This is a genomic window from Nesterenkonia marinintestina (assembly GCF_025420485.1).
GTDB classification, from domain to species: domain Bacteria; phylum Actinomycetota; class Actinomycetes; order Actinomycetales; family Micrococcaceae; genus Nesterenkonia; species Nesterenkonia marinintestina.
Genome location: NZ_JAOEFD010000009.1, coordinates 1 through 15375, shown reverse-complemented (window position 1 = coordinate 15375; position 15375 = coordinate 1). Strand labels below are relative to the sequence as shown.

Below are 15375 nucleotides of genomic sequence, written 5' to 3'. Positions count from 1 at the left end.
TCGAGTCCCCGGTTTCCGGCACATTCTGGGCCGATTTCGGCCCGAGATGTACCGGAATCCAGGGACTCGATTCGGTGGGCGGTGGGCGTCCCCGGAGTGGTCTATCCTGCCGTGGTGAGGAACCGTAACGCCGTACCGCCGTGGATGATGGCGGTCTCCGCCATGATGATGATCCAGCTGAGCGCGGCCCTGTCCGTGGGTCTCATCGAGAAGGTCGGTTCGGGCGGCACCGCGTGGCTGCGTCTGACCATGGGCGCCCTGCTGTTCATGCTCCTGGCTCGTCCTCCCCTGCGGTGGATCCGGCGGCGAGACCTCGCACCGCTGCTCGCCCTCGGTGCGGCCTCCGGGCTGATGACCGTGGCCTTCCTGGCCGCCATCGAGAGGATCCCGCTGGGCACCGCGGTGGCGATCGAGTTCCTGGGGCCGCTGACCGTCGCCGGTCTGCGCAGCGGCAGCCGTCGCATGCTCGTCTGGCCGGTCCTCGCGCTCGGGGGTGTGGCGATGCTGACCGAACCGTGGCAGGGCGAGGTGGATCCCGTCGGCGTGGGCTTCGCCGCGCTCGCGGGGCTGGGGTGGGGGCTCTACATCCTGCTGACCCAGCAGGTCGGCGACCGGTTCTCCGGGATCAGCGCGCTGTCCCTGACCATCCCGATCGCCGCGGTGGTCGCCGCCGTCGTGGGTGTGCCTCAGGCGGCCGGCAGCATCGACCTGAAGGTGCTGCTGATCGCCGCGGGGCTGGCTCTGCTGGCACCGGTGATCCCCTTCGGCCTGGAGATGCTCGCCCTGCGTCGGATGACGCACACGGCCTTCGGGACGCTGATGGCACTGGAGCCGGCGTTCGGCCTGCTGCTGGGACTGCTGGTGCTCCACCAGGTGCCCTCAGCGGTGCAGGTCGTCGGCATCGTGCTGGTGGTCCTGGCCGGTGCCGGGGCGCAGCGCCGGGGTCTCAGGGCCGCACCCGACCCGCCCGAGCCCGACGGCCCAGCCGGTGTGCAGACCACATAGCACTCCGGAGTGATGCGTAGGGCTTTGATCGACGAGCGTCCCCTCATACTGCACAAAGTGGGATCACCGTCCGGGTGCACCTGTCGTAGAGGTGTCAGACGCCCGTGCCTCGTGCACGGCCGGACCGCTGGTTATCCTGAGTACATGACCGAGACTGCGGCGACTCCGGAGACGATCGCCCTGCGTGAGGTCCTCGACTCGCGGAGGGCGGACTTCTTCGCGCTGTTGGCGAAGTACGGCGCTACCCGCCCGCAGCTGTTCGGTTCGGTGGCCCGCGGCGATGCTCGAAGCGACAGCGACATTGACATCGTGGTCGAGATGGACCCTGCCGAGGGCAACGTGCTGATGCGGGCCTCAGGTCTCATGGAGGAGACTCGCGAGCTGTTCGGCCGCGACGACATCGACATCTTCCCGGCCCAGCTGCTTAAGGCTCAGGTGTCTCGGTCGGCACTCGATGACGCTCTTGCCATATGACGCGACACGTGGAACAGCGCATCAGCGATGTCCTGGAGGCGATCGAGAGGTGCAGATGGTACGTCGGTCTGATCGAGGCCGCTGACGAAAGCGACCTGGTCGACATGGCCGAGGACGCCATCGAGCGCAACCTCCAGATCATCGGAGAAACGTGGAACCATCTGCCCCCGGCCATCACCGATGCTCACCCTGAGACCGCCTGGGCTCAGATCCGCGGCTTCCGGAGCATCCTCAACCACAAGTACTTCGATGTCGACATCGAGATCATCCGGAAAGACGTCGAGGTCCACCTGCCTCCGCTGGCCGAGGGGCTGGCCCAGCACCTGCAGCCGCCGCCTTCCGACACGACTGCGTGAAGTAGCGCAGGCGTCGCCACCGAGCGGGCGTGCACTTGGCTACTTCTTGAGCTGCTGCTCCAGGAGGTACCGGATCTGTCGCTGCACGGAGAGCAACTGTTCCAGGAAGTAGACGATAATGCCGGTGATGGTCAGACCTACCCCAAGGTATACAAACACGCTGGCGAGAGCGACGTCTTCGAAGTAAGAAGCCTGAATGTGCAGCACCGTGCCGATGATCAGACTAAGGACACCTCCGGCGCTGATCCACATACCGACGCTGCCTGGCCAGTGGTAGTGCTCCGGGTACCTGATGGGGAAGTTGTCCCGACGACGTTCTTGATGACGGGGCTGGTCGACCACTGGGCCCACCTCTCGTTCGGTGTTCGATTGTTCGGGTCTCGCACAATGGCTGGAAGCTGCCTCAATGGATTCATCGTACAGACTGACTGAACTCAGCAAGACGATGCAGTGGAGACGATGCTGTGCGCACCACGACGCTCGTCATCGACCCGAGCCGCTCAACCATCTCAACCCGACCTGGGGTCTGCCGCACCGATAGGTGACAGTTGTAGTCACGCCGCGAGAGCGACGTCGGTGTTCATAATTGCTTCGTACTCCACAGGGGCCAACCCCGACAGTCGCTTCTGCCCCCGGGGGCGGTGATAGGTCCGTTCGATCCAGGTGACGATCGCGATCCGCAGCTCCTGCCGGGTCTGCCAGGAACGACGATCCAGGACGTTCTTCTGAAGCAGCGAGAAGAAGCTCTCCATCACGGCGTTGTCACCGGCGGCGCCGACTCGGCCCATCGATCCGACCAGGTCATGACGGTTCAGAGCACGCACTTGTTTCCGTGCTCGAAATTGCGATCCGCGGTCGGTGTGGAACACACACCCAGCCACATCGCCGCGCTGGGCTGCAGCGTTGTTGACCGCGTTCACGGCTAGTCGGGCCTTCACCCGGTCGCTGATCGAGTAGTCCACGATCCGGTTGGACAAGACGTCCTTTACCGCGCAGAGGTACAGCTTTCCTTCAGCGGTTCTGTGTTCGGTGATATCGCTGAGCCAGAGCTGATTGGGAGCCTGCGCGGCGAGGTCGCGCAGGACCCGATCATCGTGAACCGGCGGGCCGGGCCGGCGACCCTTGCCGCCCTTTTTCTTCCCGAATTCGCTCCACCAGCCGTTGTCTCGACAGATCCGCCACGCCATACGATCTGCCATCGCCTGGCCAACATCGCGGGCCTCGTCCAGGGGGAACCGGTAGCCGAGTTCAGGGTCATCGCGGTGAGCATCGAATAGAGCGTTCGCACGGCGGGCCTGGACCTGCTCAGCGTCAGTGATTGGGTCGGCCAGCCACCGGTAGTAGGGCTGACGAGCGAGCTTCAGGACCCGGCACGCCACCGCGATGGGGATCCCATCGACGGCGAGCTCACTCACGAGCGGGTAGAGCCTTTTCCCGGCAGGTTGGCCTGCGAGAGATACGCCGCGGCGCAGGACTTCGACTTCTTGTTCCAGGAGCCGGATCCGTTTGCGGGCTTCGCGCAGCTCGGCTGCCTCGGTGCGGGTCTGACCGGGCTTGGCGCCGTCGTCGATCTCGGCCCGGCTGAGCCATTTCTGCAGTGTCATGGGGTGGACGCCGAAGTCTTTGGCGATCTGTTCGATCGTGACTCCGGGTTCACGCTTCCTGGCCACGCGGACAACATCGTCGCGGAACTCAGCGGGATAGGGCTTGGCACAGGGACATCCTTCCAGGCCGCCGGCAGGCAAGCCAGATCAGATGTCACCTATCGGTGCGGCAGCCCCTTCCTCTCTAAGTGGAACGTCACCCAATCGACTCGTCGCGCTGCGTCTCGACCTCTCGCTTGACGTCTTCGCGGAGTTGGACGGCGTCGAAGACGATTCCGTTGCGTATCACGTGGTCCACTCCGCCGACTCGGCGGAGACCGTCCTCCGTCAGGCGCAGGTGTCCGTTGCCGTAGAGCACCTTCAGATTCTCCAGGGGGTTCTCTGACAGGATCTGCAGGTCAGCGCGCTTGCCCGCTTCTACTGAACCGACTTGGTCGTCGATCCCCATCAGGGCAGCTCCATGCAGTGTGGCGGCGCGGATGACCTCCAAGGGGTGGAATCCCGCTTCACGCAGTAGTTCCAGCTCTTCGATGAAGCCGAACCCATAGATCTTGTAGATGAACCCGGAGTCTGACCCGGCAGTCACCCGTCCGCCGAGGTTCTTGTAGTCACTGACGAATGCCATCCATTTCTGGTAGGCGTGTCGCCAGGAGACTTCCTGCTCGGTACCCCAGTTCCCCATGTAGGAGCCGTGGTTCTCCGGAGAGGGCTGGAAGAAGTCCCAGAGCTGCGGTGCGGTGAAGTCTTGGTGCCATTCGGCGTTACGGACTCGAGCTGCGTCTCGGGATCCGATGTAGATGTTGAACGTGGGACTCAGCGTCGTTCCGAGTTGGAGGAACTCGTCCAGGGTCTCCTGCCACGCGGGCGATCCACGTTCTGCCGTCTGTAGCCATAGGTGTGCGCCTTGCTCGAAGCGCTGGGGTTCGTCGTTGTGGTTATAGCCGGGACCTACGTGCTGGACTGTGCGATCCCTGAACATGGCTTCGGGCATGCCGTACCAGTGTTCGATGCTGGAGAGTCCCCACCTGGCCGACTGCAGGGCATGAACTTGGGAAGCTCGTCGCTGATCGTGGTGGCAGGCGCTGCCAAGTCCGAGACGGTTGACCTCTGCAAGCCCAGTTTTGAAGGCCTCCGGAGTGGGAGCGAAGAACTTCACGCCGGCGGCCCCACGCTCTGCGACATCATAGACCCAGGCCCTGGCATCCTCAGCGTCGACGATGGGACTGGGGCCGGCAGGACCGGGTTGAAATGCCGGATACGGGTGGATCCGCGGCGCTGCGATCTCCCCCCGCTCAGACCGTTCAGCTTCTCTGACCGACCAGTCGAGACCGTTGAAGCATCCCAACTCCCGGATGCTGGTGACCCCGTGCCCCAGCCACAGGTTGTAGACGTACTGTGCCGAGGGGGCTTGGTTCCAATTGGCGATATGAGCGTGCGAATCGCAGAAACCCGGCATCAGATAGTGCCCGGCGAGTTCCATCTCCACAGCACCGTCTCCTGAGGGTTTCTCCGTCAGGGTTCGGGCATGGCCATCTTCCCAGATACCTGCGATGGTGTCGCCTTCGATCACCACGTCTGCGGGACCATAGGGTGCCGAACCTGTGCCATCGATAACCATGACGTCGCGGAGTATCAACCGCTCATGGGGCCCCTGCCCAGTTTCGCGGTTCGAAGCCGCGATCTGGGGTGTCGACAAGTAAGGCATCCGAACTCCATTCCGACGGCAGGAAGGTCAGTTCCTCACAGTCCGCGCCTGCCCTCACCCATCGCCTGCTCGATTGGTTCTCCACTATGGTGTCTATCACTTCGAACTCATGTGATCGTTCACACTACCTAGCGAGGTTCGACATGGAAACAACGCATGTAGTGATCCTGGTCCTCTACCTCATCGGAATGGTGGGGACGGGGATCTGGTTCAGCCGATCGAAGAAGATCGCCACAGGGGACGACTTCATCTTCGCTGGCCGCCAACTCCCCATCGTGGTGATGGTCGGCACCCTCATCGCTACCTGGGTTGGCTCTGGGACGATCATCGGCGGTGCCAGCTTCGTCTACGCCTACGGACCGATCGCCGGGCTCATCTACTTCTCTTCGGCTCCGGTGGGGATGGTGCTGCTGTACTTCTTGGCCGCCCGGATCAGGCAAGCCAGCTCATATACCGTTCCCCAACTGCTCGAGGTTCGGTTCGGCATGTCCGTCCGCATGCTGGCCGCACTCATCACGGTGCTGGCATACGTCGGAATCACGGCGTATCAGTTCACCGGCGGCGGCAACATCATCGGCATGGTGACAGGCCTGGACGCCGGAACCGGCGCGATAATCGCTGCAGTCATCATCACGTTCCTCGCCCTGGGCGGCGGCCTCAAGTCAGTGGCATGGTCCGACTTCTTCTCAGCGATCATCATCATCGTCGGTCTCATCGTCGCCATTCCGATCGTGCTCGGAGAGACCGACGGATTCACCGGCTGGTGGGAAGGCTTAGCCCCCGAACAGACCACCGCCACCGGAGGACTCTCCTGGCTCGCCATGATCGGGTACCTCCTGCCGACCTTCCTGCTCATCCTGGCCGATCAAAACATGTATCAGCGACTCTCCGCATCGAAGGACCCCGCGTCCGCCAGGAAATCGATGGCGGGAATGCTCTTCGCCTCCTTCCTGATCTACCTGCCGGTCACACTGCTGGCGACCGCGGCGATCTCAATCCTCCCCGACCTTGAGACCCCGGACAACGCCGTGCTCGGGCTCGCGGGCCACGGCGTGCTCCCCGTCGTGATAGGTGGAATCATTCTGGCCAGCGCCTTGGCCTTCATCATCACCACCGGTTCTTCGTTCCTGCTGTCCGTCGGCGGCAACATCGTCTACGACGGCTTCGACCGATTCGGCAAGGGCCTCGGGGACAAAGCACGACTGGTGACCCACCGACTGACCATCCTGGTCATCGGCGTACTCGCCTACATCCTGGGAACCTTCTTCCCCACAGTCCTGGAACTCCAGATGTACTCCTACACCGTCTACGGGGTCGCGCTGGTTCCAGCAGTGTTCTCCGCCTTCTTCTGGCGCAGAGCGACCACCCCAGGAGTGCTCAGCTCCATGGCGCTGGGCGTCATCGTCACCATCGGGTGGGAACAGACGACAGACAGCGAACTCAACGCCGTCGTCATCTCCCTGCCAGCAGCCCTGGTGGCACTGGTCGTCGTCAGCCTTCTGACCAAACCAAAGAGCCGAGACCTTCCCCAGGAGGTGACGTCGGCGGGTACATCACGGAACGACGCGGATGGTAACTGAGCGGCAGATTCAACACCCCGTCGCCCATCCACCCTGTTCACGCATTCGTGCCGCTGCGTAAGCTACTCGAGCGCTCGTCAAAGGGGATCGCTCGTAGCCGCCGAGCGCAGTGAGGTCGTTCGTGGGAGCTGTCGATCTGGAGTGGTCAGCCTCATGTTGTCTCGAACCATTGGCACCAGGCCGAAGTTGTCGGTCCGTGGGGTCAGCGTTGCGCTCCGCTCAAGGCGCATTTAGAGATCCTCATAGAGGGCTAGAACCAGATTGGTGACGTCATGAGGATCGGCAAGAGAGATATCCATGAGATCTTCGACCTGCTTGACCCGGTATCGCACAGTGTTGGGGTGAACGTGAAGTTGCCCAGCCGTCCGCGCGACATCGAAGCTATTCGAGAAGTGCGTCAGGAGAGTTTCCAGTAATTGAGGTTGTCCCCTGAGAGGCTCTGCGTACCGGGTTCGGCGCTGATCATCTCGTAGGGACGACGTTCGCGCGAGTAACCAGTCGATGGGTCTCATCTCCTCCACCCGCACTACAACCGATTCGATTGCGTCCTGAAATGCCATCCGGCGCTGCGCGCTCGTTCTGGCCATCTCCGCCGCCCTAGTCTGGCTGGGCGTATCAGCAAGAGCTGTAAACGGCTCTGACACTCCAATCGCACACGGGTTGATACCACAGTCCATCAGTACCGAAAGTGCGGCGAGGTCTTGGGTCAGAACGCGGAACACCCCTTCCCCGGGATACTCCGAGTCGCGTTCGTGGACCACCACCGCGGCATCCGAATATGAGAGTGCTTCACCTACTGGGGTCAGCCCTCGAGATGGTCGCTCCCCCATCCTCATGGGCGCGCCGGTGAGGAGGTACAGCGGCTCGAATGGCACGAACCCGAACTCGCGAAGCCTTTCCCACATGTGCGACTCACGCGCCGCCGGGATCCCGAGCTCCAGTTCGCTGAGCAGTTGGGCAGAAATCTGGATCTGTTGGAGCCGGGCAAAGCTGTCCAGCGATTGGAACGATCTCAGGAGTTGGGCGACTGTCTCCAAGGCATAGCTCAACAGATCGTCGGGACCCTCGACGTCACGTTGCCCGACGACCAACGTATAGTTCTGGGTGCGGATTGACAGTTCATGCCGTTGGAGGTTCCAGCGCCCCACCTCGAAGGTAGGTTCCTGAGCGACACTTGCTACTGCCTGCCGGATGAGGTTCACGGGGGCACCGCCCGAGGCCTGCACTACCTCGCCTGCTGTGTCATAGAGCAGAGCAGCTCCCTCAAAGAGTGTTGCCAGCCCCACGACGACACTCTGGACCGGGTCTGGTGAAGCCATAGACGTGATCAACGATTCGACGATGTGCAGCTTCCGCTGTTCATGAGCCACTGCCCTGCGACAGGCGAGTTCGAGACCTTCGAAGACTCGAGAGTGGTTATGGCCGCTTAGCGCCACCCCCACCCCACTCCTCTGTAACTGCTCGACCCAGGACGGCATCGTCGCCTCGGGTTCGACCTCGCAAACCACCACCCCTGCAGGTCTGGTTTCGTGCCCGTCGGGCTCTGTCAGCGGTAAGGAGAGTCCTTCTTCCCCTGGCGCTCCGACGACGACCAGGATCAGCCCCTGAAGGTCTTCTGCACCACTCGGTGGCCACCCTGACTGGACACTTGTGACCGGCACAGAGTTCGACCCGGTGGTGAGCACCTTGATATCCAGCTCCGCGTCCTGGACGAGCGCTCTCCATGGTGCCGACACGCACTGACTCCTCTGCTGTTGCTCGCCCCACCCGGGTTTGTAGTTCTCACAATAGCTCTCCAGTGTTCTTTCGTCTGCTCCATTGAGTGGCAGCGACGAAACGCCGCAGACTGTGAGTGCGCTCACAATTCAGGAGGAGTCATGGGAGACCTGCGAGTCGCCGTCGATGCCGGCGGCACCTTTACCGATGTCTGCATCTACGACGCAAAGACCCAGGACATCCGCGTCACGAAAGTCCCCTCGACCCCTGATAATCCAAGGGAGGCAGTGGTCAACGGCGTCGAACGCGGTGAGATCGACCTGAAAGACGTGGAGCTGTTCTTCCACGGCACGACTGTGGCGACCAACGCGCTGATCACCCGACGATTTCCGAAGGCGTCCCTGGTCACCACCGAGGGTTTTCGCGACGTCATCGAAATCAGGGATGGGACTAAGGACAATCTTTGGGACGCCTACAAGGACGTCACCGGGCCCTACATCCGACGCCGGGACCGCTTCGAGGTTCCCGAGCGTGTCGACTATGCCGGACGTGTGGTGACTCCATTGGACGAGTCGGCCGCACGGGCCCTCGCGCAGAAGCTCAAGCGCCGTGAGACCACCACTATCGCCGTATGTTTCCTCAACTCCTTCGCCAATGCCGATAACGAACGGCGTATGAAGGAAATTCTCGAAGAGGAGATTCCGGACGCCTCGGTGACTACCTCGGCCGAGGTCCTCCCCGAGATCTTCGAGCACGACCGCTTTCACACCGCTGTGGCCAACACAGTGCTTGGCCCATTGGTCTCCAAGTACGTCGAAGACCTGGACGGGCGTCTGACCGACGACGGATACACCAGCGACCTACTCCTGCTGCACTCAGGCGGTGGTTCGATGACCCCACCCTTGGCGAAGCAGTTCCCGGTGCGTCTGGCCGCCTCCGGCATCGCAGCCGGGGCTATCGCCGCCAAACATATCGCCGAGCAGTGTGGATTAAACAATGCTGTGGGGCTGGATATGGGCGGCACCTCCACCGACATCTCTATGGTCAATGACGGGGAGCTACGCATCACCAACCAATGGGAGGTCGAGTACGGTCACCCCATCACCTTCCCCAGCATTGAGGTTCTCACCATCGGAGCTGGAGGCGGGTCGCTCGCCCATGTCGACGTCGCCGGAGCACTGCGCAATGGGCCGGAGTCAGCTGGTGCGGTCCCAGGGCCGGTCTGTTACGAACGTGGTGGCGATCAGCCGACGAACACCGACGCGAATCTCATTCTCCGACGTCTGGGCGAGGATCTCGCCGACGGCGCTCTCCAACTGAACAGAGACGACGCGGAGAAGGCGATCACCGAGGTCATAGGCGAACCGCTGGGCCTCTCAAGCGAACAGGCGGCTCAGGCCATTCTTCGGGTCGCCAATGCCAACATGGCCGATGCGGTGCGGCTCGTCTCCATCCGGCGGGGACTCGACCCTCGAGACTTCGCCTTGATCGCGTTTGGAGGAGCCGGTGCGCTTCACGGCGCGGAAGTCGCCAAAGAACTGGGAATCCCAACAGTGGTGGTGCCGCCGAACCCCGGAGTGACCTCAGCGATGGGATGCCTGCTCGTCGACATCCAGCACGATCTTTCAAGGATGTACTCGGCACCGGCCTCCGAGGTCGATGTCGAAGACCTCGAGAGGCAGTACCGCGAAATGGAGGCTGAGGCCGCCGATCGTCTGCGGCAGGAGAAGGTCGCTGACGACGACATCATCCTCCAACGCGGTATCTCTATGAGGTACTTCGGCCAGTGGCGTTCGCTGCAGGTGACCATGGGTCATGGGCAGGAGGCCTTGCAACAGGCGGTGGAGACCTTTCACGAAGAGCACGAACGGCAGTTCGCCTTCCGGCAGGATGACAACCCTGTCGAGGTGTACCAGGTCCACCTTCGTGCCGTGGGTAAGACTCCCCGTCCCACATTCACTCCCGCCACAGCCTCCGACGCGCCTCTCCCCGAGGCCAAACACGTCCGAGAGGTGTACTTCGATGGGACGTGGCACTCGACCCCGATATTCGACCGGGCCCAGCTCCACTGCGGAGTGGAGTTCGACGGTCCCGCAGTCGTCGAGCAGCTGGACGCCACCACCCTGGTACCTCCTGGAGCGAGGGCGACGGTGGACGAATGGATGAACATCAGAATGCAGGTCGCACGTAAGGGAGATGACTCGTGATGGCACCGCGACAGGACAATACCCTGGACCCCGTGACTTTCGAGGTCCTGAAGAACGCTTTCGCGACCAGCGTCGATCTGATGAGCGAGCAAATCCTCCGAACCTGCTACTCCTTCGTCATCTATTCGCGGGACTTCTCCTCGGCACTGTGTGACGCCGAAGGCAACACCGTCATGCAGGGAAGCGCCGATATCGCTGTCCATGTCGGCACTCTGCACTTCCAATGCAAAGCGGTCATCGAGGAGTTCGAGGACGACATCAACCCCGGCGATGTCTTCGCCGTCAACGATCCCTATCGGGGCGGTACACACCTTAACGACGTGAGCTTCATCCGCCCTATCTTCTCCGAAGGCGAGATCATCGGCTTCGCCCAGAACAAAGGCCACTGGGCCGACATCGGCGGCAACGTGCCCGGTTCCTTCGACGTCAACGCCACGACGCACTTCAGCGAAGGCTTAAGGATCACCCCGGTCCGCGTGTGGCACCACGGCCGCTTCGTCCACGATGTCGCCCAGCTGCTGGTGTCCAACACCCGTGCACCCGACCAAGCGATGGGCGACCTCTATGCCCAATCCGAGGCCACCGCAGTCTGCGAACGAGAGGTACTGCGGTTGGTGGACAAATACTCGAAGGACACGGTCGTGAAGGCCATGCAGGAGACACAGGACTACGTCGAACGCACGGTGCTCAAGAGTCTGGAGGGTCTCCCCCACGGCGAGTGGGAAACAGTCGATTATATTGACTTCGACCCAGCGGTCGGTGAGGGTCTGGTCCCCATCCGCATCAAGCTGACTCTCGACGGACAAGGGATCCACTACGACCTCACCGGCTCGGCCGCCGCCGTGGCCACGTTTCTGAACTCCGGATACGGCACCACCCACTCGGCCATCTACGCAGGCACCAAGACGTTCTTTCCCGATGTGCCGCTGAACTCCGGCTTCTACCGGGCCGTCACCGCAGAGATCGGCGACGAAGGCACAGTGGTCAACGCCGGATGGCCCCACGCCGTCACCGGGTTCTGCTCCGGCCCCTATGAGAAGGTCATGAACGGGATCTTCGAGCTGTGGAGCGCCATCATGCCTGAACGGGCCATGGCCTGCGCGTTCAACCTCGAATACCTGCTCATCGGAGGCAATGACGAACGCCAACGAGAAGCCCCCTACTTCATGTGGTACGACTGGATGGCAGGAGGCTGGGGAGGCCGTCGCACCAAGGACGGCTCCTCAGCAACGTCTCCGGTCTTCGGCACCGGCCTGGCCGTCCAGCCCGTCGAAGGCCAGGAACGCCTTAACCCCGTACTGACGAGTCGTCACCAGATCAGCATCGACTCCGGTGGCCCGGGCCGCTATCGCGGAGGTTGCGGAGTGGAGAAGGGCGGCGTCCTCACCGACGTGGACAAGTCGGTCATGAGCTACTGCTGCGACCGAGGACGCTCCGTCACCTGGGGAGTTGACGGCGGCTTGCCTTCCGTTCCGCACGGGGTGTGGCTGAACAAGGGCACCTCCCACGAGCGGTACCTTGGGGCGACCTTCTCGAACGTTGAGGTCAAGGCTGGCGATTCCTTCACTCGTCCCTCCGCCGGAGGCGGCGGCTTCGGTGATCCCCTCGACCGCCCCACCGAAGAAGTCCTGGAAGACGTCATCGATGAGTACGTCTCCGTGGAACGCGCCGAGCTTGATTACGGTGTCGTCATCATCGTTAACGATCCAGACGTCGACGACTACGACGTCGACGAGGACGCTACCCAACGGACCAGGGAGTCGATCCGTCGCCAACGCCACGCCTGGCTGGATGCCTCTCCCCAAGAGGTCGCCCAGCAGTATCGGGACGGTAGCATTGCTCTGCATGACGTCCTTCGGCGTTACGGAGTAATCCTCGATTGGGGAACCGGGGAGCTGTTCGAGAAATCCACGCAGCAGTACCGAGAGTCACTGCGGCAACGCTCGTCATCGCATTGGTCGTAGTGGCGAGATCGACCCCCGGGTGCGGTCCTGCCTGTGACCACTCGAGTCAAGGTCCGAGACTGGGCCCGCATTGGGGAGGAGGTGGATCGAGTGCAGGTACGACACCCTGTGACCTCGCCCTGAGGTGACTACTCAGGAATGCCGGAGGGTCGAGATTGCGAAGAAGTGGCCTGCCCCAGTAATCCGGGGGCGCACGGCTGAGACCTCCTAAGCCGACAGCCGCTGGGGCGACGACATCTGTTTTCCAGCTATTCGTAGTCCACAACCGCGGCGCTCTCCTTCCGAGTCGGGAAACCCTGGGAAATCCACTGTGCGGTGGGGGCATGTGGGGATTCCCGGCGCGCCCTACACTCAAGGCATGTGCGGACGTTACGTGATGGCCCTGAGAGGCGGTGACCTCGCCGGCATCCTCGATGCCGAGGTCACTGAGCCTGAGCGGATCAGGACCTCCTACAACATCGCCCCGACCACCACAGTACCGATCCTGGTCGACCACGGCGACCGCCGGGAACTCCATGCCTCCCGCTGGGGACTGCTGCCCATCTGGGCCAAAGAGAAGTCCTTCAGCTCCAGGACCTTCAACGCACGCAGCGAGACGGTGACCGAGAAGGCCAGCTTCCGCTCCGCCGTCCGGTCCAAGCGGTGCGCAGTCCCGGCCCAGGCCTACTACGAATGGCTCAACGAAGGCTCCACCAAGCGCCCCTTCGCCGTGGCCCCGGCCGACGATTCCTTGATCACCTTCGCCGGGCTCTACGAATGGTGGAAGGCCCGGACGCGCCGGAGGACGAACAGTGGCTGCTCTCCTGCACGATCCTCACCGGCCCCTCCCCCGACCCGGACTCGGACAGTGTCCTTGGTCAGTTGTCCGGACTCCACGACCAGATGCCGCTGCCTCTCGGCTCCGAGATGCTCACCGACTGGGTGAGCCCGGAGAAGCTCAGCAAGGACCAGGCCGGCGAACTGGTCAAGGCGGTCCGCTCACTGGCCGAACACGTCGCCTCGGGGTGGACTATGTGGGAAGTCGACAAGGCCGTAGGCAACATACGGAACAACTCCGCGGAGCTGCTGGATCCAGTTTGAGTCAGCACACCCTAGTATTGAAGTGAACAGAAGCTGGACATAAGCTCATTGCCATGAGTCACGTCCGCAATGCCTTTCCGGCCACAGGCACCACAGTTCTCCTCGTAGGGCTGGCTTTCCTGGTCTCCGGATGCGTAGCCCTGGGAGATCCGGATCCCGCATCGGACACTCAGGCCGCGTCAGCATCTCCGTCAACCATGTCTTCCTCCGCGACACCTGAGCCGACAGGCCCGACTTCATCGGACGACGACACGACGGCGACTCCGGACGACGAAGAGGATCCTGATTTCCCAGGCATGTCCGAAGAGGAAGTGGCGGGAGCAGTCGAGTGGATCCTGAAACACGAACTCGCACCACCCGACATGCCCGAGAGCGAAGCATACGACATCGTTGGCCTGGAAGCCCGCCATGACTTGGGGGCTTCGCATTGCGAGACATTGAACGCTCTTGATGGAGGCGAGGAGGTCGACGGCACTCACTCGATCAGCGAGTACTGGCATGGTCAGCTTATAGAGACCAAGACTGACGAGGCGCTCGAAAAGATCTGGGGCAACCCCGAAGGGAGCCGGGGTCTGGTGAGCTCGGTATACGACATTGAGGTCGCGTGTCCTGAGCGCTCCGAGGAGTTCATCGACTGGGCTACTGACATTCTCGACGACGGGTGGGAAGTTCTCGCTGCCAGTGACGACGCTCAGTGGCTCATGGACCGTCCCACATGGCCCGACGACCTTACGCTGGCTGACGCCGAATCTATGGTGGCTTTCTGGGACGGATCGGCCAACACAGTGACCACTACCTGTGCGCTGGTTCCCGACACGGGCAGCGAGAGCACCAAACAGGAAGCCTTCGAATTGGTCCTGGGATACGCCGCCGACAGCAGCGAGAACGGTGACACCTTCCTCATCGGGGCCACCCTGGCCGTCCGCGACGAGTGCCCCGAGCATCTGGACACCTATGAGTCGTGGCTCCAGGACCGCAGCTAACCCTAACCATCCCACCGGCACGCTGGATCTCCCACGCCTCTAGACGTCGCAGCCCCGTTAGCTTCTAAGGGCACCAGTTCTCTGGGAAGATGAGTGGTGTCGTCTGGTCCGGCTCCTGGGCGTGATCGTTTGCCCCCAGTCACTTGATGGTCCTGGGGGTCTAGGTTCAATCCAAGAAACGCCAAAGAAGCCGATCAGTAAACGATAGCCTTGAAGTCACAAGCGGAACTCGCATGTTGCACTTGGGAGGGGCAGTGGCTCTCATGGGGTTCACGCGCGTTACCGTCGCAGGACAGGAGACGCAGAGGCTAAGTGACGCGCTTAACCCCGTCGGTCAGTGGCAGTCTCACAGTCGACTACCGCCCCGTCCTCAAGGATGTCGTCGACTTCACGCGCGTCTGCGCCGAGAGCGCGGCATGTCCATCGAACGACTGGCAGAGGCCGCAGCCATGCATCGCAGGTCGATCATCCAGATCGAGGCCGGCCGCGTGGCAGCGAGGATCTCCACCCTGCACAGCATCGCCCACGCCCCGGGAGTCCCCCCAGTTGGTAAGACCCGTGTGCGGTAGACACCCGAAGTCGGTGGGGGCCTCGGATACGGCCAAACGCGACCAGCCGGCAGACTCCGATCCGACGGACGAGCAGAGCACGCACTGATCCGGGGGTAACCGGACCCGTCTGCCTCTCAGGCCCGCGCTAGG

The 15375-nt window shown here is 62.5% G+C and carries 13 protein-coding genes and 1 pseudogene; 10 read left to right on the top strand and 4 right to left on the bottom strand.

Annotated elements, in window-relative coordinates:
• The first annotated feature begins 147 nt into the window (after positions 1–147).
• The 3 genes from N7E59_RS08260 to N7E59_RS08250 all read left to right on the top strand — a co-directional run bounded on the left by N7E59_RS08260 (position 148) and on the right by N7E59_RS08250 (position 1835).
• Positions 148–1005: an EamA family transporter gene (locus N7E59_RS08260; RefSeq protein ID WP_261624536.1), complete on the top strand. Its 858-nt coding sequence runs from the start codon at positions 148–150 to the stop codon at positions 1003–1005.
• Positions 1006–1149: 144 nt separating this feature from the next.
• Complete coding sequence (locus tag N7E59_RS08255) at positions 1150–1479, top strand: nucleotidyltransferase family protein (protein ID WP_261624453.1); 330 nt, start codon at positions 1150–1152, stop codon at positions 1477–1479.
• Positions 1476–1835 (top strand): HepT-like ribonuclease domain-containing protein, encoded by a 360-nt coding sequence (locus N7E59_RS08250; protein WP_261624452.1) that lies wholly within the window; start codon positions 1476–1478, stop codon positions 1833–1835. The genes N7E59_RS08255 and N7E59_RS08250 overlap by 4 nt, the downstream gene beginning before the upstream one ends.
• Positions 1836–1874: 39 nt before the next feature.
• Here N7E59_RS08250 and N7E59_RS08245 read toward each other — a convergent pair whose 3' ends face one another.
• The 3 genes from N7E59_RS08245 to N7E59_RS08235 form a co-directional block, all read right to left on the bottom strand.
• A complete protein-coding gene (locus N7E59_RS08245) occupies positions 1875–2177 on the bottom strand; it encodes a hypothetical protein (RefSeq protein ID WP_261624451.1) in 303 nt (100 codons plus the stop codon).
• A gap of 212 nt (positions 2178–2389) precedes the next feature.
• The gene (locus N7E59_RS08240; protein ID WP_261624535.1) at positions 2390–3565 is read right to left on the bottom strand and encodes an IS3 family transposase; all 1176 of its coding nucleotides are present in this window, start codon (positions 3563–3565) and stop codon (positions 2390–2392) included.
• Between the two features lie 70 nt (positions 3566–3635).
• A complete protein-coding gene (locus N7E59_RS08235; protein ID WP_261624450.1) occupies positions 3636–5057 on the bottom strand; it encodes an amidohydrolase family protein in 1422 nt (473 codons plus the stop codon).
• A 230-nt stretch (positions 5058–5287) separates the two neighbouring features.
• On the opposite strand from N7E59_RS08235, the gene N7E59_RS08230 reads away from it, so the two are divergent.
• Positions 5288–6724 (top strand): sodium:solute symporter family protein, encoded by a 1437-nt coding sequence (locus N7E59_RS08230; RefSeq protein ID WP_261624449.1) that lies wholly within the window; start codon positions 5288–5290, stop codon positions 6722–6724.
• A gap of 230 nt (positions 6725–6954) precedes the next feature.
• Here the strand turns inward: N7E59_RS08230 and N7E59_RS08225 are convergent, their stop codons facing one another.
• On the bottom strand, positions 6955–8460 hold the full coding sequence (locus N7E59_RS08225) for a PucR family transcriptional regulator (RefSeq protein ID WP_261624448.1): 1506 nt from the start codon (positions 8458–8460) through the stop codon (positions 6955–6957).
• Positions 8461–8601: 141 nt separating this feature from the next.
• On the opposite strand from N7E59_RS08225, the gene N7E59_RS08220 reads away from it, so the two are divergent.
• From N7E59_RS08220 to N7E59_RS08200, 6 genes and pseudogenes are all read left to right on the top strand, one after another.
• Complete coding sequence (locus tag N7E59_RS08220; RefSeq protein ID WP_261624447.1) at positions 8602–10647, top strand: hydantoinase/oxoprolinase family protein; 2046 nt, start codon at positions 8602–8604, stop codon at positions 10645–10647.
• Positions 10647–12611 (top strand): hydantoinase B/oxoprolinase family protein, encoded by a 1965-nt coding sequence (locus tag N7E59_RS08215; protein WP_261624446.1) that lies wholly within the window; start codon positions 10647–10649, stop codon positions 12609–12611. Before N7E59_RS08220 ends, N7E59_RS08215 begins: the two co-directional genes overlap by 1 nt.
• A gap of 358 nt (positions 12612–12969) precedes the next feature.
• Positions 12970–13329, top strand: a pseudogene (locus N7E59_RS11840) (SOS response-associated peptidase); the annotation flags it as partial.
• Between the two features lie 38 nt (positions 13330–13367).
• On the top strand, positions 13368–13691 hold the full coding sequence (locus N7E59_RS11835; protein ID WP_315943006.1) for an SOS response-associated peptidase family protein: 324 nt from the start codon (positions 13368–13370) through the stop codon (positions 13689–13691).
• Between the two features lie 53 nt (positions 13692–13744).
• A complete protein-coding gene (locus N7E59_RS08205) occupies positions 13745–14674 on the top strand; it encodes a hypothetical protein (RefSeq protein WP_261624445.1) in 930 nt (309 codons plus the stop codon).
• A gap of 233 nt (positions 14675–14907) precedes the next feature.
• Positions 14908–15243 (top strand): helix-turn-helix domain-containing protein, encoded by a 336-nt coding sequence (locus tag N7E59_RS08200; protein WP_315943005.1) that lies wholly within the window; start codon positions 14908–14910, stop codon positions 15241–15243.
• Positions 15244–15375 lie beyond the last annotated feature (132 nt).

Coding starts and splice junctions, on each gene's coding strand:
- N7E59_RS08250 (WP_261624452.1), top strand. CDS start 1,476: ATGACGCGACACGTGGAACAGCGCATCAGCGATGTCCTGGAGGCGATC.
- N7E59_RS08255 (WP_261624453.1), top strand. CDS start 1,150: ATGACCGAGACTGCGGCGACTCCGGAGACGATCGCCCTGCGTGAGGTC.
- N7E59_RS08220 (WP_261624447.1), top strand. CDS start 8,602: ATGGGAGACCTGCGAGTCGCCGTCGATGCCGGCGGCACCTTTACCGAT.
- N7E59_RS08260 (WP_261624536.1), top strand. CDS start 148: ATGGCGGTCTCCGCCATGATGATGATCCAGCTGAGCGCGGCCCTGTCC.
- N7E59_RS08230 (WP_261624449.1), top strand. CDS start 5,288: ATGGAAACAACGCATGTAGTGATCCTGGTCCTCTACCTCATCGGAATG.
- N7E59_RS08235 (WP_261624450.1), bottom strand. CDS start 5,057: ATGGTTATCGATGGCACAGGTTCGGCACCCTATGGTCCCGCAGACGTG.
- N7E59_RS08205 (WP_261624445.1), top strand. CDS start 13,745: ATGAGTCACGTCCGCAATGCCTTTCCGGCCACAGGCACCACAGTTCTC.
- N7E59_RS11835 (WP_315943006.1), top strand. CDS start 13,368: ATGGTGGAAGGCCCGGACGCGCCGGAGGACGAACAGTGGCTGCTCTCC.
- N7E59_RS08200 (WP_315943005.1), top strand. CDS start 14,908: ATGTTGCACTTGGGAGGGGCAGTGGCTCTCATGGGGTTCACGCGCGTT.
- N7E59_RS08215 (WP_261624446.1), top strand. CDS start 10,647: ATGGCACCGCGACAGGACAATACCCTGGACCCCGTGACTTTCGAGGTC.